General features: G+C 72.6%; 16 protein-coding genes. 2 read left to right on the top strand and 14 right to left on the bottom strand.

Translation table 11 applies throughout. The annotated features are described in order from the left end of the window. Window position 1 precedes the first annotated feature (1 nt). Genes ACIQOW_RS29765 through ACIQOW_RS29755 form a run of 3 tightly spaced genes read right to left on the bottom strand, consistent with a single transcriptional unit; the run spans window position 2 to window position 3,937 of the window. A complete protein-coding gene (locus ACIQOW_RS29765) occupies window positions 2-1,282 on the bottom strand; it encodes an ABC transporter substrate-binding protein (protein ID WP_401090347.1) in 1,281 nt (426 codons plus the stop codon). 32 nt (window positions 1,283-1,314) lie between these two features. Beyond that, complete coding sequence (locus ACIQOW_RS29760; RefSeq protein ID WP_401090345.1) at window positions 1,315-2,910, bottom strand: FAD-dependent oxidoreductase; 1,596 nt, start codon at window positions 2,908-2,910, stop codon at window positions 1,315-1,317. A 1-nt stretch (window position 2,911) separates the two neighbouring features. After that, a complete protein-coding gene (locus tag ACIQOW_RS29755) occupies window positions 2,912-3,937 on the bottom strand; it encodes a LacI family DNA-binding transcriptional regulator (RefSeq protein ID WP_401090067.1) in 1,026 nt (341 codons plus the stop codon). Between the two features lie 387 nt (window positions 3,938-4,324). On the opposite strand from ACIQOW_RS29755, the gene ACIQOW_RS29750 reads away from it, so the two are divergent. Continuing rightward, window positions 4,325-7,969, top strand: a complete 3,645-nt coding sequence (locus tag ACIQOW_RS29750) for a DUF4132 domain-containing protein (protein ID WP_401090065.1) — start codon at window positions 4,325-4,327, stop codon at window positions 7,967-7,969. Window positions 7,970-8,116: 147 nt separating this feature from the next. Here ACIQOW_RS29750 and asnB read toward each other — a convergent pair whose 3' ends face one another. After that, window positions 8,117-9,991, bottom strand: a complete 1,875-nt coding sequence (gene asnB, locus ACIQOW_RS29745; RefSeq protein WP_188299623.1) for an asparagine synthase (glutamine-hydrolyzing) — start codon at window positions 9,989-9,991, stop codon at window positions 8,117-8,119. A gap of 36 nt (window positions 9,992-10,027) precedes the next feature. Continuing rightward, window positions 10,028-11,302 carry an MFS transporter gene (locus ACIQOW_RS29740; protein ID WP_401090062.1) on the bottom strand — a complete coding sequence of 425 codons (1,275 nt, stop codon included), beginning with the start codon at window positions 11,300-11,302 and terminating at the stop codon, window positions 10,028-10,030. A gap of 91 nt (window positions 11,303-11,393) precedes the next feature. Between ACIQOW_RS29740 and ACIQOW_RS29735 the strand changes: the two genes are divergently transcribed. Next, on the top strand, window positions 11,394-11,933 hold the full coding sequence (locus ACIQOW_RS29735; RefSeq protein WP_188299621.1) for a TetR/AcrR family transcriptional regulator: 540 nt from the start codon (window positions 11,394-11,396) through the stop codon (window positions 11,931-11,933). 80 nt (window positions 11,934-12,013) lie between these two features. On the opposite strand, the gene ACIQOW_RS29730 is transcribed toward ACIQOW_RS29735, so the two are convergent. The 9 genes from ACIQOW_RS29730 to ACIQOW_RS29690 all read right to left on the bottom strand — a co-directional run bounded on the left by ACIQOW_RS29730 (window position 12,014) and on the right by ACIQOW_RS29690 (window position 20,058). Continuing rightward, window positions 12,014-12,457 carry a holo-ACP synthase gene (locus ACIQOW_RS29730; protein ID WP_401090059.1) on the bottom strand — a complete coding sequence of 148 codons (444 nt, stop codon included), beginning with the start codon at window positions 12,455-12,457 and terminating at the stop codon, window positions 12,014-12,016. Between the two features lie 85 nt (window positions 12,458-12,542). Beyond that, window positions 12,543-13,703 carry an acyl-CoA dehydrogenase family protein gene (locus tag ACIQOW_RS29725; protein ID WP_401090057.1) on the bottom strand — a complete coding sequence of 387 codons (1,161 nt, stop codon included), beginning with the start codon at window positions 13,701-13,703 and terminating at the stop codon, window positions 12,543-12,545. After that, entirely contained in the window at window positions 13,696-14,343 is a 648-nt protein-coding gene (locus ACIQOW_RS29720; RefSeq protein WP_401090056.1) for a hypothetical protein, read from the bottom strand. Before ACIQOW_RS29720 ends, ACIQOW_RS29725 begins: the two co-directional genes overlap by 8 nt. Next, window positions 14,343-15,188, bottom strand: a complete 846-nt coding sequence (locus ACIQOW_RS29715) for a hypothetical protein (RefSeq protein ID WP_401090055.1) — start codon at window positions 15,186-15,188, stop codon at window positions 14,343-14,345. Before ACIQOW_RS29715 ends, ACIQOW_RS29720 begins: the two co-directional genes overlap by 1 nt. A gap of 11 nt (window positions 15,189-15,199) precedes the next feature. Beyond that, window positions 15,200-15,454, bottom strand: coding sequence for a phosphopantetheine-binding protein (locus ACIQOW_RS29710; RefSeq protein WP_188300238.1), 255 nt, complete (start codon window positions 15,452-15,454; stop codon window positions 15,200-15,202). A 154-nt stretch (window positions 15,455-15,608) separates the two neighbouring features. Then, window positions 15,609-16,883 carry a type III PLP-dependent enzyme gene (locus tag ACIQOW_RS29705; protein ID WP_401090053.1) on the bottom strand — a complete coding sequence of 425 codons (1,275 nt, stop codon included), beginning with the start codon at window positions 16,881-16,883 and terminating at the stop codon, window positions 15,609-15,611. Further along, window positions 16,880-18,247 carry an ATP-grasp domain-containing protein gene (locus tag ACIQOW_RS29700; RefSeq protein ID WP_401090051.1) on the bottom strand — a complete coding sequence of 456 codons (1,368 nt, stop codon included), beginning with the start codon at window positions 18,245-18,247 and terminating at the stop codon, window positions 16,880-16,882. Before ACIQOW_RS29700 ends, ACIQOW_RS29705 begins: the two co-directional genes overlap by 4 nt. Then, window positions 18,244-19,203 carry a 3-oxoacyl-[acyl-carrier-protein] synthase III C-terminal domain-containing protein gene (locus ACIQOW_RS29695; protein WP_188300241.1) on the bottom strand — a complete coding sequence of 320 codons (960 nt, stop codon included), beginning with the start codon at window positions 19,201-19,203 and terminating at the stop codon, window positions 18,244-18,246. The genes ACIQOW_RS29700 and ACIQOW_RS29695 overlap by 4 nt, the downstream gene beginning before the upstream one ends. 27 nt (window positions 19,204-19,230) lie before the next feature. Then, window positions 19,231-20,058: an SAM-dependent methyltransferase gene (locus ACIQOW_RS29690; RefSeq protein WP_401090049.1), complete on the bottom strand. Its 828-nt coding sequence runs from the start codon at window positions 20,056-20,058 to the stop codon at window positions 19,231-19,233. Between the last annotated feature and the right edge of the window lie 7 nt (window positions 20,059-20,065).

The raw sequence follows: 20,065 nt of genomic DNA, 5'->3' as shown, positions 1-20,065 counted from the left end.
GTCACTTCTCCAGCAGCGGGGAGATGTTCTTGCACAGGTCGCCGAGAACGCCCTTGACGTCGGCGTTCGGCTGCCACAGCGGGTCCAGTCCGGCGCGGACCCGCTGGGCGAGTTCGGCCTGGCCGGCGTGGCCCGGCTTGACCACACCCTTCTTGACGCCGTTGACGACCACGCTTTCGAGCTGCTCGTTCTTCAGCAGCGGGTTGGTCTTGGCCAGGTTCTCCGCGGTGAGCTGGGATTCCCGCGGCGGCGGGAAGTAGGCGGCGAGCTTGGCGGAGTTCTGCGGGTTGGTGAAGTAGGCGAGGAAGTCCTTGGCCTGCTTGGTGTGGCCGCCCCGCTTGACCACGCCGACGCCGGCCTGGCCGATCACCGAGTAGTCGCCGCTCGGTCCGGCCGGCAGCGGCACCAGGTCCCAGTCGAACTTGGCGCCCTCCAGCAGTGACGCCCGGCTGATCTGGGTGATGGTCATCGCCGCGTCGCCGGTGAAGAAGTCGGCGGACTCGCCGGGGCCCGGCATCGCCTTGTCCTCGAAGGCCGCCTTGTGCAGGGTGGTCATCGCGTCGACCATCGGCCGGCTGTCGAAGGTGCAGGTCTTGCCGTCGGCACTCCAGGGCTCGGCCTTCCAGCCGCCCCAGAAGGTGGCCGCGTTGCCCCAGTCCTTGTACTCGAAGTCACGGATCACGATGCCGGCCTTGCCGGTGGAGCGGTGCACCTCGGCGCCCTCGGCGAGCACGGTCGTCCAGTCCCACGTGCCCGCCTTGATGAGCTCGTCCGGGGTCTTCTGGCCGGCCTGCTTCAGCAGGTCGCGGTTGACGAAGACACCGAACGGCGAGGTGGAGAACGGGTACGCGTACAGCTTGTCGTCGCTCTTCCAGAGCTTGGTGGTGCTCGGGATCAGGTCGTCGTACTGGTAGCCGCTGGTCTGCTTCAGGGTGTCGTCGAGCGGCACCAGGGCCCCGGAGCTGACGAAGTCGGCCGCGTCCTTCTCGAAGACCCACGCGAGGTCGGGGGCGTTGCCGCCGGTCATCTGGGTGGTGAGCGCCGTGCTGTAGCTGTCGAACGGCAGCGGGTCGAACTTGACGTCCTTCACCTCGGGGTGGGACTTCATGTACTCGGCGGCGATCTCGTTGAAGAGCTGAAGGTGCGGCTTGTTGGACGTCCAGACCGTCATCCGCAGGCTCACCGGCCCCTTGTCGTCCCCCGAGCCCTCTCCACCGCACGCGGCCAGGACGAGCGTTGCGGACATCGCGGCGGCGGCCGTGGCCAGCCCTCTACGTATCATCATGGTGTTCTCCCTCAGTGGTGCGTGGAGGCCTAGTAGCCCGTGATGTCGGGCCAGCGCAGTTCGACGCCGGCCGCGGTGAGCTCGTCCTGGAAGGCCGAGAGCAGCTCGGGGTTCTCCCGGACCGCGCGGGGGCGGGTGCCGTGAGCGAGGCAGAAGGCGGCGAGCGCGCCGGCGGCCTCCCCGATGTTCCACTCGACCGGGTGGACCCGGTAGGCGCCGTTGGTGATGTGGGTGGTGCCGATGTTCTTGCCGGCGGGCAGCAGGTTCTCGACCCGCTGCGGGAGGAGCGCGCCCAGCGGGATCTCGAACGGGCTGCAGCCGACGTCGATGTAGTTGTCGCCGCCCGTCGAGGGGTGCAGGTCGATCCGGTACATGCCCAGGCCGACGGAGTCCGGGTACCGCACGGCGCCCCGCTCCCCGCGGACGGCGAGCGAGAGGTCCTGCTCGACGACGGTGTAGTCGGCCTTGATCCGGCGCGCCTCGCGGATGTACGGGGCCTGGGCCAGGCCGTCGGTGCCGCCGGTGATGTCGCCTCGCAGCCGCAGCCCCGGGAATCCGGTGCCGCCGTCAGGGCGGGGCGCCTCGGTCTGCATCCAGTACAGGAAGGCGAAGCTCAGCTCCCTGGCCCGGCGCAGGTGGTGGGCGGCGTCGGGGACGTCGAGGACCGGGCCTTCGAGGTAGTCGATCATCGGCCAGTTGACCAGGGTGATGTCGCTGGCGTAGGCGCCGTCGGTGAAGGTGCGTCGGGCGGCGATCCGGCGGAACGTCCACAGGTTGGCGTTGCCGGGATTGACGCGCTGGTCGGCGATGACCGCCAGCGGGTCGTCGCTGGGGTTGGGGCTGAAGTCGTGCCCGACCCGCTCCAGCGTCCTGGGGTGCGGGTACTGCCAGGACAACAGCGGTCCGCCCCACACCTCGGGCTGGTAGGACCGCCAGAAGTCGTAGTCCGCGGGCTTGTCGATGGTGTGGTCGCCGTCGACGTGGTCCATGGCGAAGCACACCGACACGGCCTGCATGTTCAGCGGCTGGGCGACCTGCGGGGCGCTCGGCTCGCCGGTGTCGGCGGCGGACTCGAAGCCGGTGACGTACTCGGTGCCGGTGAGCGGCAGCAGGTCGCCGGTCTCGGTGGCGTCCAGCACGTAGGAGGCGGTGGCGTGGACCTTCTCGCCGGTGTCGCGGTGGGTCAGGGTCACCGAGGTCACCCGGTCGCCGTCGGTGTCGGCGGCGGTCGGCCGGTACGGCTGGAGGACGGTGAGCCGCCCGCCGGCGCGGTAGGGCGCGAGCATCGCCTCGATGACCGCCACCGCGACCCGCGGTTCGTGGCAGAGCTTGCTCACCCAGCCCCCGCCGGGGTTCAGTTCGAGGCGGGCCCTGGCCCGTTCGGTGAGCGGGTAGTGCCGGCGGTAGTAGTCGCGGATGCCGTCGCGCAGGGCCCGGTAGCCGGCCGTGACGCCGAACTGCTCCACCCAGGAATGCTCGTCCGGCGGCACCGCCTGGCTGGTGAGCTGCCCGCCGATCCAGTCGAACTCCTCGGTCAGCACCACGGTCCGGCCGGCGCGGGCGGCGGCGAGGGCCGCGGCGACGCCGCCCAGCCCTCCGCCGACCACCAGCACGTCGCTGCGTATCTCAGTCAAAACGGTCCTTTCTCGGTTCGCCGAGGGTCCGTCCCTCGACGAAGTGGCACGGCAGGAGCCGCTGGAGCGGGGTGGCCGACTCGTCTTCCAGTAAGGCGGCGAGGAGTTCCACCGACTGCCAGCCCATCTCCCGGCGCGGAATGCGAAAGCCGGTGCTCGCGATGTCGGCGTCCGGCGACTCGGCCGGTACGCCGGTCACCACGACCGACAGGTCACCGGGCACGTCGACGCCTCGTTCCCTGGCCGCCCGGATCAGCGCGACCCCGTCGCCGTAGCCCTCGACCACGGCGGTGGTCACCCCGGCGGCGAGCAGCGCGTCCAGGGTCTCCCCCGCGGATCGGCCGGCCGTCCGTTCGTGCCGGCCGCTCCCCCGGGTGCCCGCGCGGAACCCGTTCATCCGGTCGTCGGCGGACTCCGCTCCCTCCCCCGCCCCGACGTAGGCGAACTCCCGGTGCCCGAGCTCCCGGGCCCGCTCGACCAGCTGCTCGGTGGCGGCGGCGTAGTCCGCCCCCACGCAGGGCACCGGGCCGCCCGCGTCGTCGCGTCGGCCGACCGCCACGAACGGGTAGTTCTCGCGGTTCAGCCGGGCCAGCTCGTCGTGCGGGATGTCCCGGCCGAGCAGGATGCAGCCGTCGGCGATCCGCAGCCGGTTGTTCTCGTGGAACACCTTGCGCCGCCCGTCGGTGACCGGAGCGCTGGTGAACAGCAGCAGGTCGCGCCTGAGCTGCTCGGCACACTCCTCGATGCCGCGCAGGAACGGGTAGTAGAAGTCGGCGCTGGTGCTCGGGAACACCGATTCGTAGGTGAACACGCCGATGATCTGGTTGAGCTGACGCACCATGCGGCGGGCCACCGGGTCGGCCGCGTACCCGGTCTCCCGGATCACGTCGAGGACACGCTGTCTGGTCTCGGGAGCGATGCGGGTCGTCGCGTCGGTCCTCTTGTTCAGCACGAGCGAGACCACCGCCTGGCTGACGCCGGCGAGGCGAGCGATGTCACGCTGCGTGATCCTTGACACGGGGGAACTCCTCCGGGGCTACTGAAGCCATCGCTGATAATACGTATTATCAACTCGGTGATCAGTGACGCTACTCGGGGCGTTACGCGGTGTCAACGGTCCTGGTGGACTTCGTCAGGGAACTTGAAAAATTCAGGCAGGTGGTCGATATGTCGTGACACTGATCGATTTGCCCCTCCCCCGCGTTCCCGAGGTGGCAAGCGTCCGTTCATCCGGTGTTCGGCAGAGCGGTACCCGAGCACCCGCGACCTCCCCTGGGCCCTGGCACCGACTACCCCCTGTTACTCGAAGAAACAGGCGAGTGCGGCGGCGGCCGGCCGGGGACTTGTCGGTGGGGCTCGCTAACGTTCGTCTCCTGATCATCGGTTCGAGGAGAGGGGCGGGGCCGTGCGGCGCTGGGAGTTCGTCGAGGGCGGCTCGGACAAGTTCTGGGAGGCCGCGGTCGACGGTGCCGCGGTGACCGTCCGGTACGGGCGGTCCGGTACGGACGGCCGGGAGCAGGTCAAGGCGTTCCCGACCGCGGAGGAGGCGCGGGCGCACGTCGCCAAGGCGGTCGCCGAGAAGGAGCGCAAGGGCTACCGCGAGATCTGCGCGGGGGCGGGCACGAAGCCGGGCGCCGCGGCGGATCCGGTGCCCGTGGCGCGGCCCGGCGTGTCCGCGCCCACGGCCGAGGCCCCCGGTCCCGAGGACGAGGACGTCTTCGTCATGCCGGACGCCTGGCGCCGGGCCCTGGTCCCGCGCCGGGGCGGCATTCCCCGGAAGCCGTCCGCGCCGGGCAAGGCCCCGGTGACCGCGTACCGCGACGGCCTGCGGCAGGTGGGTGACTGGCTGGAGCAGACGCTCGCTTCGGAGCACAGCGACCCGGAGCTGGTCGCGGCCGCCCGCGCCCACCGGTCCGGCAGCCGGGACCCGCTCGGTGCGGCGGTGCTCGCCGCCGTGTTCTCGTATCCCGGCAACAACGGGATCCGCGCCGCCGTGGACGCCTGGGTCGCGGAGTTCGGCCTGCCGTTCGCGGCCAGGGCCACCGTCGAGCTGTTCACGACGGCCGTCGAGACCGACTGGATCCACCAGAGGTCCGTCCACCCCCGCGTCCGGCGCGGGGCCAACCAGCGGCACGCCGTGTACCGCCCCGCCGCGGACCGGGTCCGGTCGCTGCTGGCGGCCTGCGACGGGGAGACCCACCGCGCGACGGTCGAGGCCCTGGCGGGCTGCCGGAACAACCTGACCCGCCTGGTGGTGGCGGCGTACCTGGTGCCGTCCGAGACCGCCTGGGTCGAGGAGTGCGTCGCGTCCGGCTCCCGGCCGGCCGCCGTCGAGTGGTCGATGCTGCTGTGCTCGCTCTCCTCGGCGGAACCGCTGGAGAAGCTCTCCCCACTGCCGAGCCTGGGCTATGACGGATGGTCAACCGAGATCATCGCGACCGTGGCGGAGGGCCTCGGCAGCGCCGCGGCACCGGTGATGCTGCACGACCTGACCACCGGCTACCACTACAAGGAGGGCAAGAAGCGGATCCTGGACGCGCTCGCCGAACTCCCCTCCGACGAGGGCTTCCGGGGGCTGCTGGCCCAGCAGGACGGCATCAAGTCCACCCGCGCCGCCCTCCTGGCCGGTCTGCGCCGCTTCCCCCGGCGTGCCGTGCGCCTGCTCGCCGAGGCCGCGGTGGCCTCCACCGACCCGGCCGCGCGGCAGCTCGCCCGGCAGCTCCTCACCGGCCACGTCGCCGTCCACCGCGCGACGGCCCTCGAACTGCTGCCGGAGCTGACGCCGGAGCAGGCGGCCCTGGTCGAACCGCTCACCGACCTCGGCGAGCGGGTGCCGGAGGTCGGCCCCGACTCGCTGCCGGAGCTGTTCACCAGCCCGCCGTGGACGCGGCCGCGCTCCGCCGGCAGGCCCCGCGTGCTGACCGGCCTCGCCGTGCCGCGGGAATCGCGGGTGCGGTGGCTGCCGGGTGAGCGCGAGGCGTGGGCGGCGACCTCCGAGTCCTGGTACACGAGCTGGTCGGACGAGGACTGGCAGCGGGTCGCGGCCACGATCCGGGCCCGGATCGGGCAGCCCGAGGACGCCCGGCTGCGCGGCGGACAGCACGCCGAGCTCGCGCTGTTCGCTTACGGCGACGAGGAGTTGGCCCGGCCCCTGCTCGCGCAGTGGCGCGTCGGTGAGCGCATCTGGGACTCCGGGGACTCCCTGCGCCGGGTCGCCGCCCGATTCGGGACGGACGCCGTCGAACCGATCCGGGCCGCCGCGGTGGGGCGCCCGTCCACGCACGCGCCCCTGCTGCTTCCGTACCTGGACGCCCGAGTGGCCGAGACCATGACGGACTGGCTGGTGCGCCTCAAGTCGGCCGGGAGCACCGCGCGTTCCTGGTTCGTCCGGCACGGCGTGGACGCGGCCCGGCTGCTGGTGCCCGCCGCGCTCGGGAAGGCCGGGGCGGCCCGGCTCGGCGCCGAGCAGGCCCTGCGGGTGATCGCCGAGGCCCACGGCGCGGCGGCGGTCCGCGCGGTGGCCGCCGAGTACGGGCCGAAGGCGGAGGAAGCCGTGGGCGCGCTGCTGTCGGCCGACCCGCTGGTGACCGCGCTCCCGGCGAAGCTGCCCCCGCCCTGCGACTGGGCGGAGCCGGTGATGCTGCCCCAACTCCTGCTGCGCGGCGGCGAGGGCGCCCTTCCCGCCGAAGCGGTGCGGCACGTGCTCACCATGCTCGCGCTGTCCTCGCCCGGGGCGTTCTACCCGGGCCTCGACGAGGTCGTCCTGCTGTGCGAGCCGCGGTCGCTGACGGAGTTCTGCTGGGCGGTGTTCGAGCAGTGGCGGCTGGTCGGCATGCCGGCCCAGGACGGGTGGGCGCTGCACGTGCTCGGCCGCTTCGGTGACGACGAGACGGTCCGCCGGCTGACGCCGGTGCTCCGCGCCTGGCCGGGCGAGGGGGCGCACCACCGGGCGGTGGACGGCCTGGAGGTGCTGGCCGCCATCGGCACCGACACGGCCCTGCTGCACCTGCACGGCATCGCACAGCGGGTGAGGTTCAAGGCGCTCAGGACCCGCGCCCAGGAGAAGATATCCGAGGTCGCGGCCGGTCTCGGCCTGACCGGGGAGCAGCTGTCCGACCGTCTCGTCCCGGACTTCGGGCTGGACGCCGACGGGACCACCGTCATCGACTACGGCCCCCGGACGTTCACGGTCGGCTTCGACGAGCAGCTCAAGCCGTACGTGCTGGACGCGGCCGGCGCCCGTCGCAAGGACCTGCCCGCCCCGGGGGCGCGGGACGACGCCGAGCTGGCGCCCGCCGAACGCAAGCGCTTCGCCGCGCTGAAGAAGGACGTCCGCGCGGTGGCGGGGGACCAGGTCCGGCGCCTGGAGGAGGCGATGGTCACCCAACGCTCGTGGACGGCACAGGAGTTCGACCGGCTCCTGATCGGGCATCCGCTGCTGTGGCACCTGGTGCGCCGCCTGGTGTGGCTGTCCGAGACGGACGGCACGGTGACGGCCTTCCGCGTCGCCGAGGACCGCACCCTGGCGGACGTCCGGGACGAGGCGTTCGCGCTGCCGGCCACGGCCCGCGTCCGGCTGGCGCACCCGCTCCTGCTCGGCGAGGGCCTCGCCGACTGGTCGGAGCTGTTCGCCGACCACGAGATCCCGCAGCCGTTCCGTCAGCTCGGCCGCCCGGTGTACGCGCTGAGCGACGAGGAGCGGGCCGGCCACCGCCTGACCCGCTTCGAGAACGGTCCGGTGCTGCCCACCACCCGGCTGGTCGGCATGGAACGGCGCGGCTGGCGGCGCGGCGAGCCCCAGGACAACGGCGTCGAGCGCTGGCTGTCCCGCCGGATCGGGCCCGACCTCTACGTGGTGATCGCCCCGGAGGACGGCATCGCCATCGGCGGGTTCGACGCGTACCCCGAGCAGCGGGTGGAAACGGTGTGGCTCGACAGGCGCCCGGACGACTACTGGCCCCGCAACCGCACCTTCCCGACCTTCGCCGAACTCGACCCGGTGATCGCCTCCGAGGTGATCGCCGACCTCACCGAGCTGACCACGCTGTGACCCCTCGCCACCGCGCCGACGACCAGTCGGGACAGCACGCGGAAGCGGGCCCCGGGCTGATCGGATGCGATCAGCCCGGGGCCCGCTCGCGTCGACCCGAGCGGCCCGCCGGGGCCGGCGCTCCGGCGGGCCGGTCCGGTCCGGCTGTCAGGCGGTCAGGCTGCCGTCGAGCCGGACGTCGTGGAGCCTGAGCCAGGCGTCCAGCCGGACCGGGGGCTCCGTGTACACCGAGCGCTGCATCATGGAGTAGGCGTTCTCGACCGGCGCGGCGAGGTGGGCCCGGACGGCGTCGAGGTTCAGCAGCGGCTGCACCGGGGCGTCCCGGTCGGCGGCGATCCGGGCGAGCTCGCGGTTGATGGCCTGGTCGTAGCCGAGGTCCTGGGTCGAGGGGTACGGGGCCTTGCGGCGCTGCACGATGGACTGCGGCAGCAGGTCCTTGGTGGCGTGGCGCAGCAGGCTCTTCTCCCGCCCGTCGAAGGTCTTGAACGCCCACGGCGTGTTGTAGACGTACTCGACGAGCCGGTGGTCGCAGAACGGCACCCGGACCTCCAGGCCGGTCGCCATGCTCATCCGGTCCTTGCGGTCGAGCATCATCTGGAGGAACCGGGTGATGTTGAGGTGGCTGGCAAGGCGCATCCGCCGTTCGAGGTCGCTGTCGCCGGGCAGGTGGGTGACCTGGCCGACGGCCGTGCGGTACTCGTCTGCGACGTACTCGGCCAGGTCGAGGGACTTGACCAGGCCCGGGTCGAGGAAGCTGGTCGCCTGCTCGCTCACCGGCACCCGGTTGATGGCGTGCCAGGGGAAGGTGTCGGCCTGCGAGGCCACCGGGTCGTGGAACCAGAGGTACCCGCCGAAGACCTCGTCGGCCGACTCGCCGGAGAGGGCGACGGTCGAGCTCTCGCGGACCGCCTTGAACAGCAGGTAGAGCGAGGGGTCGTGGTCGCCGATGCCGTAGGGCAGGTCCCAGGCCCGCAGCACGGTGTCGCGGACGCCGGGGTCGACGAGCTGGGCGGTGTCGAGGAGGATCTCGCGGTGCTCGGTGCCGACGTGGCGGACGAGTTCGGCGGCGAACGGGGCGTCCGGCGCCTCCCGGAACTGCTCGGGCTTGAACTCCCCGGCCAGTCCGACGAAGTCGACGGAGAAGGTCCGGACCCGGCTGCCGTCCTTGGCGTCGAGCGAGCGCTGGGCCAGTGCGGTGAGGGCGCTGGAGTCGAGGCCGCCGGAGAGCAGCGCGCAGAGCGGCACGTCGGAGACCATCTGCCGGCTCACCGCGTCCTCGATGAGCTCGCGGACGGTGGAGACGGTGGTGGCGAGGTCGTCGGTGTGCGGGCGGGTCTCCAGCGACCAGTAGCGCTCCTCGCGCAGCCCGTCGCGGCCGACCCGCAGGATGTGGCCCGGCCGCACCTCGTAGAGGTTCTTCAACGGGGTCCGGCCGGGCACCCGGGCGAGGGCGAGGGCATCGCGCAGGCCGTCCGGGTCGAGCGTCGCGGTGCTGCGCGGGTTGGCCAGGACGGCCTTCGGCTCGGACCCGAAGAGCACCCCGCCGTCGATCGGGTAGTAGAACAGCGGCTTGACGCCGAGGCGGTCGCGGACCAGGAGCAGCTCCTGCGTCCGGGTGTCCCAGATGGCCAGGCCGAACATGCCGTTGAAGCGGTGGACGAACTCGCTCCCCCACTGGAGGTACGAGCGCAGCACCACCTCGGTGTCGCTCCGGGTCAGGAAGCGGTGGCCGAGCAGGACCAGTTCCTCCCGGATCTCCTGGAAGTTGTAGACCTCGCCGCTGTAGCTGAGGACCACCAGCGGCTGCCCGTCCGGACCGGTCTCGGGAGTGATCATCGGCTGGGCACCGCCCTCGATGTCGATCACCGCGAGCCTGCGGTGGCCGAGCATCGCGTGCGGAGCCGTCCAGACGCCCTCGGCGTCGGGTCCCCGGCAGGCCATGGTGTCCGTCATGGCCTGCGCGGTCGCTCCCTCCCTGGTCAGGTCGCGACCGAAGTCAACCCAGCCGACTATTCCACACATCTCGGGCATGCCTTTCGTCGAGTGATCGAGGGCATTTCAGTGGTGCGTATCGACCTCCGACGGCTCCGCCGCCGGGGTGCGCGAGGACGCGGTACGCGAGGACAACCGGTGCGCCAGCTCGGACAGGCCCAGGGCGACCACGGCCAGCCCCACGCCGATGAAGCTGATCCGGTTCGCGCCGATCGAGCTCATGCCGACTGCCCCGATGACGCCGGAGAAGGCGATGGCGAGGTAGAGGAAGGCCGCGTTGAGCGAGATCAGCAGGGGTGCGGACTCGGGTTCGAGGGTGATCAGACGGGTCTGCTGCGGGGCCGTGATGGCCCAGGCCGCGACACCGTACGCGACGATGACGACCAGCGCGGCCGGGTAGGTGCCGGTGGACAGCGGGAGGACGAGGAGGCTGAGGGCCAGCAGCGCGATGGCGCCGCCCACCACCGGCCGGGCGCCGATCCGGTCGACCAGCGAGCCGGCGTAGAAGTTGCCGACCGTCCCGGTCAGACCGAAGGCGAACATGAGGATCGCCAGCCTGGTGCCGCTGCCGCCGGTCGCGGAGGAGAACACCTCGGCCATGTAGGTGTAGACGATGTACGCGGCGGTGAAGGCCACCAGCGTGGTCGCGAGCACGGTGACCACCCGGCGGTCGCCGAGCGGGGCGAGCCGCTGGCGCAGCCCGCCGGGAGCCGGCACCGACACCCGGGGCACCAGGGCCAGCACCCCGAGCAGGCCCAGCACGGTCAGCAGCGTGATGAACCACATCGTCGCCCGCCAGCCGAGGACGCTGCCGACCACGGTGCCGATCGGCGCGCCCAGGGCCGTCGCCGCCGTCAGCCCGGTGGTCACCGCGGCGATGGCCCGGCCCCGGCGTTCGGGTTCGACCAGGCTGGCGGCCGTGACGCTGGCCGCGGGGATGTACAGGCCGGCGCCCGCCGCGGCGATCACCTGGGCGGCCAGGACGATCGCGAAGGACGGGGCGAGCCCGGTCGCGATCACGCCCGCCATGTACAGCAGGACGGCGAGCTTGAGCACCCGGTGGCGGGGCCAGCCCGCGGTCAGGGTGCCGAGGACCGGCGACATCACGGCGCAGGTCAGCGCGAACACCGTGACGGTCTGGCCGGCGGTGGCGATCGAGACGTCCAGGGACTTGCTGAACTCGGGCAGCACCCCGGCGAGCACGAACTCGTCCGTACCGAGCGCGAAGGTACCGAAGCCGAGCACCAGGACGGCTCGCCACGCACTCCTCGCCTTCGCCGCCCCGGCGGCGTCGTCGTCCACTAATGCTGTTCCCTCGTCGGAAGCGGTCAGCCGGGCCATGGGCCCTCCTTCATTCGGTACCGATCGGTTCTATTCAAGAGAACGGTACCGCTCGGTGCCGTTTGCGGTCAAGATCCGCTACCGTGGACCCATGGCGACCCATGCACGCGACCGTCTCCTCCAGACCGCGGAGGAGCTCTTCTATGCCGAGGGGATCCACGCCGTCGGCGTGGAGAGACTGCTGGCCGTCTCCGGAGTCGGCCGGGCCTCCTTCTACCGGCACTTCGCCAGTAAGGACGCCCTGCTGGCGGCCGTCCTGGAACGCCGGGACAAGAGCTGGCGCAGCTGGCTCGAAGACGCCGTGGACGCCCACGGGGGCGGACCGCTGGCGGTCTTCGACGCCCTGGCGGAGGGGGCGACGGACGTCAACTTCCACGGCTGCGCGTTCATCAACGCCATGGCGGAGATATTCGACCCCGCCAGCGAGGTGTACCGGCTGGCGGGAGCGCACAAGCAGGCGGTGACCGACTTCCTCGACCGCCTGCTCGAAGCCGCCGGGCACAGCCGGCACTCCGAACTCGCCCCGCAGTTCGCCCTGCTGATGGACGGGGCCATCGTCACGGCGATGCGCGAGCGCGACGGCGGGCCCGCCCTGCTGGCCCGCCGGATGGCGGAGCGGCTCCTCGGCTGAGCGCCGCCCCCGGCCCGGGGCGGGCCGGTCCTCCGGTGGTCGTGACGGTCGTGACGGTCGCGGCACGGATTCTCCTCCTCTCACTGTCCGTTCGTCGGCCGGGGCCGGTGCCCGGCCCTGGCCACCGGCGCCGGAGCGTCGACCGCGGCACCGTCCGGTGTCCCGATCGCGGCGGCGATGACCAGGCCCCGCTTGTGCGTGATCGAGAGCCCGATGCGCGCGATGCCGCGCTCCCGGGCCCGCTGTGCGGCCCGGCCGCCGAGCCGGACCACCGGAGCCCCGCCGGCGGCGCGCAGGACGGCCACCTGCCGGGGGGTCACTCCCCCGCCGAAGCCCGTGCCGATCACCTTCAGCACGGCCTCCTTGCCGGCGAACCGGCCGGTGAGGAACTCCCGGGCCCGCTCGGCCCCGTAGGAGTCCGCGATCTCCAGCTCCGCCGGCGCGTAGGCGTACGCCCGGAACCAGGGCCGGCCGAGCAGCGCCGCCAGCTCGTCCTCCTGGAGGACGTCGACACCGATCCACACCGTCAGCCCACCTCCGGGCGCGGCGGCCGGACGCACCGGGCCCGCACGGCGCTCGCGGAGACCGGGCTCACCGGGCTCACCGGGCTCACCGGAGGAACGTGCCCTTGAGCACGCCCTGGAAGACGGCCAGCCGCTGGATGTGCCCGGTGCCCTCCATGAACTCGAAGGCCCGCGCGTCCCGGTACAGCTTGTCGAGCAGCGGATCCGCCAGCAGGGAGCCCGGGCCGAGCAGTTCGGCGGCGGCCAGGGTGCTGCGCTCGGCGAGTTCCGCCGCGCGCGTCTTGACCCCGGCGATCCGGTCCGCGCGCACCTCGCCCGCGTCGATCGCGGCGGCGACCTCGTAGTTCCGGTGCCGCAGCGCGGTGAGGGCGTCCACCAGATCGTCCAGCCGCAGCCGCGCCGTGCCGGTGAGCCGCGGGCGCTCCTCGCGCACGTGGTCCAGCACCGCGCGGACCAGCCCCAACGCCGTCCCGGCGAGCACCGGACGGAACCGCTGGAGGGTCCGGATGGCGCCGACCAGCCCGCGCCGGCTGGGCTTGAGCGTCTCGTAGCCGAGGATCTGCTCGCGCTCGACCCGTACGTCCTCGAACCGGATCGCGGAGATCCGCGCGCCGCGCAGGCCGACGGTCGGGATCAGCTCGGCCCGCAGGCCCGGCGCCGTGGTGTCCAGCAGCACCGCCTCGATGCCGAGCGGGCCCGGTGCCCGGCGGCAGAACACCACGCCCAGCTGGGCGAAGGCGGCGTTGCCCACGTAGCGCTTGGCGCCGTTCAGCCGGAATCCGTCCCCGTCCGGGGTGAGCGCCGTCTCCAGCTCGGTGGCGGCGGAGCCCTTCCCGGGCTCGGTCAGTCCGAAGAAGGTCCAGGTCGACCCGGGGGCCGCCACGCGCTCGTAGTAGGCCTGCCGCTGCTTGTCGTCCCCCAGCGCGGCGACTGCCACGCCGGACATCAGCGGGCCTGGGCAGGCCAGCATGAAGCCCGCGTCGCCGTAGCTCAACTCCTCGATGGCGATGGAGTGTTCGAGGCACGAACTCATGTCGAAGGTGTGTCCGCCGATGCGCAGGGGCTGCTCCAGGTACTCCACCGGGACGGTGGCCTTGCGCATGATGTCCACGGCGGGGAGGTGCAGCCAGCGGTCGATCGCCTCCGGATCGCGGTCGATCTCCAGGCCGATGCCGCGCAGCTCTCCCGCGAACTCCCGGATGTGGGACCTGAGCGCGGCTGTCCGGCGCGGGCTCGGCTCACTCATTCCCGTCCTCGTCTCGTTCTCGGCGGTCCGGCAGAAGGTAGGTGTTGCCGAGCAGTTCGGCGAGGTACAGCAGCCGGCCGGGCCCGTCGGCCACGAAGCCGCTCGCGCCGTACAGCTTGATCGCGACGCGGCCCGCGTCCACCAGCCCGCGGTGGATCCGGTGGCGGCGTGCGGCGGTGCGGTCGGGGATCGCCAGCAGGTCGGCCGCCTCGGTGAGGGCCAGCGCGACGTCGGCCACCGCGCTCCGCACCAGCTGTCGGTTGAGCAGGTTGGCGCCCTCCGAGGTGCGGTGGCCGAGCCGGACGACGACCGCGTCGAGCAGCTCGCGGAGCAGCTCCAGGTGGAGCCGGAGCAACCCGTCGGCGAACAGCTCCCGGTCCCGGTCCGGCGACGGCGTCCCCGAGCCGGTCGCCCGGAGCGCGCCGGAGCCGCCCGGCACCGGCGCGCCCTCCGGCAGGCGCCCGGCCGAGGCGACGGCCCAGCCGCCGGGCGAGGTGACCGGCGCGCCCGGACCGGCCTGCTCGTGGCAGGCGTCGAGCGCGGCGGCGAAGTCCCGCAGGGCCGCCGCGGCGGCCTCGGCTCCGTCGGTGCCGGCAGGGCCCGCGGGCGCGGTGCCGGGCAGGGTGTCCGCCGCCGGCATCAGAGCACCCCCTCGCCGGAGGCCCCGGTCTCGGCGGAGTCCGAGGACAGCACGGCCAGGTGGCTCTCGCCGGAGCGCGGGTCGGTGTCGCAGAGCAGCACCGTGGTGTACCGGTGCTGCCAGGAGCGCCAGTTCCGGGCCAGCGCCAGCCAGACGCTGGTGCAGTAGCTGCCGGGCTCCACCCGGTGCCGGGGGCCGTCCTGGTCCAGCCCGCGCTGGTCGAACCAGGGCCCGGTGACCACCAGCGTGCCCGCCGGGTCCTTGGCGGCGAGCTCCCCGATCCGGTCGAGGGGCGACTCGGTGGCGGGGATCGTCTCGACCCCCGCGACCCGGGGCCCGCCGGTGGTGCCGAGGACCAGCGCGACCCCGGAGTCGACCAGCCCGTTGTCGTGGACCAGCGGGAACCGGGTCGGCAGGGTGGTCTGTTCGAGGACGGCGAGCACCGCCGTACGGCTGCGGCCGGCCCGCTGGAAGGCGGAGACGACCCGCAGCGCGGTGAACGGTGCGGCCAGGCCCTGCTGGCCGATGCCGAGGTTGTTGGCGGACCCTCCGCCGAGCAGCCGGTCGAGGTAGGGCGCGATGGCGACGAACGGCGTCACGTCGGGCAGCGCCTGCGCCACGATCACCAGGTCGGGCGCGCTGTCGCGGATGCCCTCGATCGCCGCGAGCCGGTCGACGAGGTCGCGGTGGGTGACGTTCGGGGCGGAGCGCAGCAGGTCCTGCGCCACCTCCAGGCCGAAGGGCTCGACCAGGTCGCGGTAGTAGGAGAGCGTCGTCGGGTCCTCGTCGTACGGCCTGCTCGGCGGGGAGAGCACCGCGCCGGCGGCCTGGAGGGTCATGGACATCGCGGTCTCCCTCATGCCCCGTCGGCCTGGGACAGGACGTAGTCGGTGAGGGTTCCGACCGACTTGAAGTCGTCCATGTCCAGGGCCTCCGGGTCCACCGAGATGTCGACCGTGTCCTCCAGGACCATCAGCAGTTCCAGGACGGAGGTGGAGTCCAGGTGCAGGTCCTCGAAGAGCCGGGCGTCCTCGGTGAGGCCGGTGACGGCGCGCTCCAGGACCTCGCTGAGAGCGGTCTCCACCGCGGACACCACGTTCTGACGTTCCATGTGCCGGATCACTCCTCTGTGCCGGGGCTGTCGGGGGCTTGGTCGCGCGGTCGGGGCTCGTCGCGCCGTGGGGGGCGGAACTACGGGGCGGGCCGGCGTCAAGGGCTGCCGAAAGGGGCGGCCGGCCAGGGCGGCCGGTGCGCCCGCCGACCGGTCAGCCGAAGTCGACGAGGTGCTGCTTGGCGAGGATCTCCTCGTGCCGGTCCCGCTCCCGGACCAGGTGCGCGGCGCCGTTGTGGACCAGTACCTCGGCCGGGAACCCGTGGCTGAGGAAGAGTCCGGGGGAGGCGGTCGGCCCGTAGGCGCCGGAGCGTTCGACGCCCAGCAGGTCGCCGGCCTCGACCGGCGGCAGGGCGACCTTCTTGCCGATGACGTCGTTGGGCGTGCAGAGCGGCCCGGTGACGGTGTACGTGTCGCCGGCCTCGTCCCGGTACCTGGTCAGCGAGCGGATCGGGAAGTTGCGCTTGACGAAGCTGCCGACGCCGACCGCCGCCATGTGGTGGTTGGTGCCGCCGTCGGCGACCACGAAGCGCTCGCCGAGGGACTCCTTCACGTACAGCGCGCGCACCACGTACGTACCGGCCTGCGCGGTCAGGTAGCGGCCGAGCTCGTTGATCAGCCGGCAGCCGGGGTGCGCCCGGACGAAGGGCTCGACGACCTCGTTGATGCCGGCGACGACGGCCCCCAGGTCGAGGTCCTTCTCGTTGTCGAAGTAGGCGACGCCGAAGCCGCCGCCGAAGTCGACGGTCTCCAGGGGGATGCCGAGCGTCTGCGCCAGCTCCTCGGCGATCGCCAGGATCTGCCGGGTGTTGTGCACCAGGTCGTCGGCGTTCAGGAACCGGGTGCCCATGTAGGCGTGGAAGCCGCGGACCCGGACCCGGCGCAGTGCGTCGATCACCGGGCGGGAGCGGCGCAGCAGTTCCGCGTCGATGCCGAACTGGCGCGGTTTCCCGCTCATCGCGAGGCCCGAGCCCTTGGTGTGGAAGTCGGGGTTGACCCGGAGCAGGACCGGCACCTCCTCGCGCCCGGCCGCTTCGGCGATCTCCTCCAGGAGGCGCAGCTCGTCCAGTGACTCGCAGACGATGGCGTGCAGGTTCGCCGCGACGCACGCCTCCAGCTCGGCGCGGGTCTTGCCGGGCCCCAGGAAGATCACGTTCTCCGGCTCGATGCCGGCCCGTCGGACGGTCATCAGCTCGACCAGGGAGGAGATCTCGGCGCCGGCGCCGAGCGAGCCGAGGTATCCGCAGACGGAGACGTTGGGGTTGGCCTTGAGCGAGAGGAAGACGTCCACCGCCGGGTGGAGCCCCTCGCGCAGCGACTGGTAGACGGTGCGCAGCACCTCGGCGTCGTAGACGAACAGCGGGGTGCCGAACTCCTCGGCGATCTGCGAGACCGGTACCCCCTGCACCCTCAGTTCGCTGGTGTTCATGGCGTCCTTTCGGTGGTGCCGAGACGGTGGAGCGCCCCGGAGACCCTGCGGTCGAGGTCGCTGAGGCCGTTCCGGTCGGCGGCGAAGAGCAGGGTGTAGAGCCGGCCGTCGAACGGGAGCGAGGTGCCGGCCTGCGCGTTGACCGTGCCGAAGCAGGTGACGACCAGCCCGGTGCCGTCGACCGGCGGGCGGGTGAGGTCCCCGAGGGCGTGGGCCACCTCGTCGAAGGAGACCGGGGCGGATATCCGCAGCGGGTAGTGCTTCGCCAGCGCGGCCCCGCCGGGGGCGAGGAAGCGCTCGGTGACCTGCCCCTGGTAACTGGACATGTTCAGGCGGGCGTTGATCTCCAGGACGGGGTACACCAGGTCGTCCTGGCCGAGCAGCGCGTCCACGCCGACGACGCCGAAGAAGCCGTCCTCGTAGAGCCGGGCGCCCAGCCGCCCGGCGGCGTCGGCGAGGGTCTCGTGCTGGGCGGGCGAGAGCGCGGCGGGCATGACGTGCCCGAGGTGGACGCCGCCGGCGGTCAGTGCCTCCTTGGCGAAGTCGAACCTCACCCGCCCGTCCCTGGCGATGGTGAACTGGTAGTTGAGGTCGAACCGCTTGGGCAGGAAGCGCTCGACGACGACGTGGATCGTGTCGTCGCCGCTGGTGTGCGCCCGGCGGTCGACCATGCGCAGCAGCCGGTCGGCCTTCCTCCGGCTGTCGAGCACGATCAGGCCCTTGCCGGAGACGCCGTAGGCGTCCTTGACGATCACCGGTCCGCCGTCGCGCAGCGACTCGTCGAGCGCCCGGTGGAGTTCGCCCACCGTCTCGCAGGTGAAGCCGGGAATGGACCGCAGGCCGAGCTCCTCGGTCAGCCGGCGGCTGTAGATCTTGCTGTTGACCCGCGCCGAGGTCTCCGGGTCGGGCACCGCCGGGCGCAGTCCGGTCCGCCGGCAGATCTCCTGCTCCAGGGGGGAGTTGCCCATCGGCATCAGGTAGGCGCCGCCGCCCGCGAGCACCCGCAGCCGGTCCAGCAGCTCCGGGGAGTCGAGGACGGCCCGGCTGGTGCCGCCCTCGCCGGCCGGGGCCCGGGTGATCAGTTCGGTGGGCGCGCCGAGCCCGGTCTTCTCCGTGTACGCGCGGTAGCCCGGGTCCAGCGGGCGGTCGAGCAGCAGGTGGTCGGTCGGCTCGGCGAGCAGCGCGCCGAGCTCCTCCATCCGCTGCACGGTCGCGGCGGTGGCGCTGATCCGCGCCGCCGGGAGCCCGGTGTGGCCGTGTGCCCACTGGTTCTCCACCTCGAAGTTGCAGAGCCAGACGAACCGCGCCTCGCGGTCGCCGGTGAGCGCCTCCTTGAGGTCCGCCGTGTAGGCGGTGCCGGTCATCGGGTGTCTCCCTCGCGGTGGGTGATGACCATGGCGCCGAAGGTGGCGCCCAGGCCGACCGAGACCAGCACGTAGTGGCCGCCGTCGACCAGCCGGCCCTGCTCGCGCAGGGTGGTGTAGTTGAGGAACACGTCCGAGGCGAAGCAGTGGCTGTAGAGCGGGATGTTGTCCAGGAAGAAGCGGTCCGGGTCGGCGCCCATCTGCTTGATCGTGTGACGCCAGGAGACGGCGTTGACGTTGTGCGGGATGACCATGTCGATCTCGTCGAAGGTCAGGCCGGCCCGGCGGACGGACTCCTCGATGACCTCGCCGAGCACGGTGGCGTAGTCGTGGCCGAAGCCGTTGATCTCCTCCGGGGTCATCTCCAGGCCCGCCGCGTACTCGCCGAGGGTGCGGGTCAGGTAGGAGCGCACCTCGTCGCCGGGGCCGCCGACGGTCAGCAGGCAGGCGGAGGCGGCGTCCGCCATGATCGCGCTGTTCGGGATCAGCTGGACCTTCGGGGAGTACGCCCGCTCCCCCGTCACCATCAGCGCGTACGCGCCCTCGGGTGCCTCGGCCCGCAGCAGTTCGCCGGCCAGGTCGATGGCGCCGAGGCTGCTGACGCACGCCTGCTGGGTGAGGGCGAACGCCTCGGCGTCGTGCAGCCCCAGCTTCGCCCGGATGGCCCGGGCGGCGTCGATGTGCGGCGGTGCGAGGGTCTGCATGGTGTGGGCGTAGACGACGTAGTCGACCCGCCGTCCCTCGGGAAGTGCCGCCAGGGCCCGGCGGGCCGCGGGCAGCACCAGGTCCAGGAGGCCGGTGTCCGGGTCGAACCGCAGCCGGTCGAGGCCGTAGATCTTCCGGAACACGCCCACCTCGGCGCGGCGCAGCCCCAGGCTGTCGGCGAGGTCGTCGATCCGCACGCTCCGTTCGGGGAGGAACGACTCGATCCGCTCCAGTGTGGTCGCGCCACTCATCCGGGTACTCCTCTCATTCGCCTCTCCTCAGCGGCCGGAGAACTCGGCGCGGACCAGCCAGCTGCGCGCCACGCCCCGGCGGTCGCGGGGCTGCACCTCGTACGGCCAGCGCCCCTGGCCCGCGCCGGGCTCACCCGGCTCGCGCAGTTCGCGGACCTTCCAGCCGGTGCCGGCCAGGAACTCCTCCGGCTCGTCGGTGCCGAAGAGCCAGGGCGTGCCGTCCTCGCGCAGTCCGGCCAGGAAGGCCCTGGAGAAGGGGCTGCGCAGCAGCGCCCGGCTGGCGAAGTCGACGGCCAGCCGGCTGCCGGGGGCCGAGACCGAGCCGAGGACGCCGAGCAGGTGGGAGGCCTGCTCCTCGGTGAGGAAGAACATCAGTCCTTCCGCGACCCAGAGCGTGGGCAGTTCCGGGTCGAAGCCGGCGCCGTGCAGCGCGGGCAGCCACTCCGTGGCGAGGTCGGCCGACACCTCGCGGCGCTCCACCGTGGGCTCGGCGCCGAGCGCGGCCAGCCGGGTGCGCTTCTCGTCGATGAGGCCGCCGTGGTCGACCTCGTACACCGTGGTGCCGCTGGGCCAGGCCAGCCGGAACGCCCGGGTGTCCATCCCGGCGGCGACCAGGACGACCTGCCGGATGCCGCTCTCCTCCAGCAGCGCCTCGATGCTGTCGTCCAGGTACCTGGTGCGGATGGCGATGAACGGGATCAGGCCGCCGCCGCCGTACTTGTCGAGGAGTTCGAAGCCGCGCGGGGCCGCGAGGTCCCGCGCGAACCTGTCCTGGAACATGGCGTCGCCGGGACGCTCGGATTCGACGGCGCGGGCCGCGGCCGTCCACTGGGCCGTGTACGAGACAGCTTCCATGGAGACA

This window comes from Kitasatospora sp. NPDC091335, assembly GCF_044757205.1.
GTDB lineage: Bacteria > Actinomycetota > Actinomycetes > Streptomycetales > Streptomycetaceae > Kitasatospora.
Note: the sequence above shows the minus strand (reverse complement) of the source record. Positions and strands in the feature narration are given on the sequence as shown.

Coding starts and splice junctions, on each gene's coding strand:
- ACIQOW_RS29765 (WP_401090347.1), bottom strand. CDS start 1,282: ATGATACGTAGAGGGCTGGCCACGGCCGCCGCCGCGATGTCCGCAACG.
- asnB (WP_188299623.1), bottom strand. CDS start 9,991: ATGTGTGGAATAGTCGGCTGGGTTGACTTCGGTCGCGACCTGACCAGG.
- ACIQOW_RS29740 (WP_401090062.1), bottom strand. CDS start 11,302: ATGGCCCGGCTGACCGCTTCCGACGAGGGAACAGCATTAGTGGACGAC.
- ACIQOW_RS29735 (WP_188299621.1), top strand. CDS start 11,394: ATGGCGACCCATGCACGCGACCGTCTCCTCCAGACCGCGGAGGAGCTC.
- ACIQOW_RS29725 (WP_401090057.1), bottom strand. CDS start 13,703: ATGAGTGAGCCGAGCCCGCGCCGGACAGCCGCGCTCAGGTCCCACATC.
- ACIQOW_RS29720 (WP_401090056.1), bottom strand. CDS start 14,343: ATGCCGGCGGCGGACACCCTGCCCGGCACCGCGCCCGCGGGCCCTGCC.
- ACIQOW_RS29715 (WP_401090055.1), bottom strand. CDS start 15,188: ATGTCCATGACCCTCCAGGCCGCCGGCGCGGTGCTCTCCCCGCCGAGC.
- ACIQOW_RS29710 (WP_188300238.1), bottom strand. CDS start 15,454: ATGGAACGTCAGAACGTGGTGTCCGCGGTGGAGACCGCTCTCAGCGAG.
- ACIQOW_RS29705 (WP_401090053.1), bottom strand. CDS start 16,883: ATGAACACCAGCGAACTGAGGGTGCAGGGGGTACCGGTCTCGCAGATC.
- ACIQOW_RS29700 (WP_401090051.1), bottom strand. CDS start 18,247: ATGACCGGCACCGCCTACACGGCGGACCTCAAGGAGGCGCTCACCGGC.
- ACIQOW_RS29695 (WP_188300241.1), bottom strand. CDS start 19,203: ATGAGTGGCGCGACCACACTGGAGCGGATCGAGTCGTTCCTCCCCGAA.
- ACIQOW_RS29690 (WP_401090049.1), bottom strand. CDS start 20,058: ATGGAAGCTGTCTCGTACACGGCCCAGTGGACGGCCGCGGCCCGCGCC.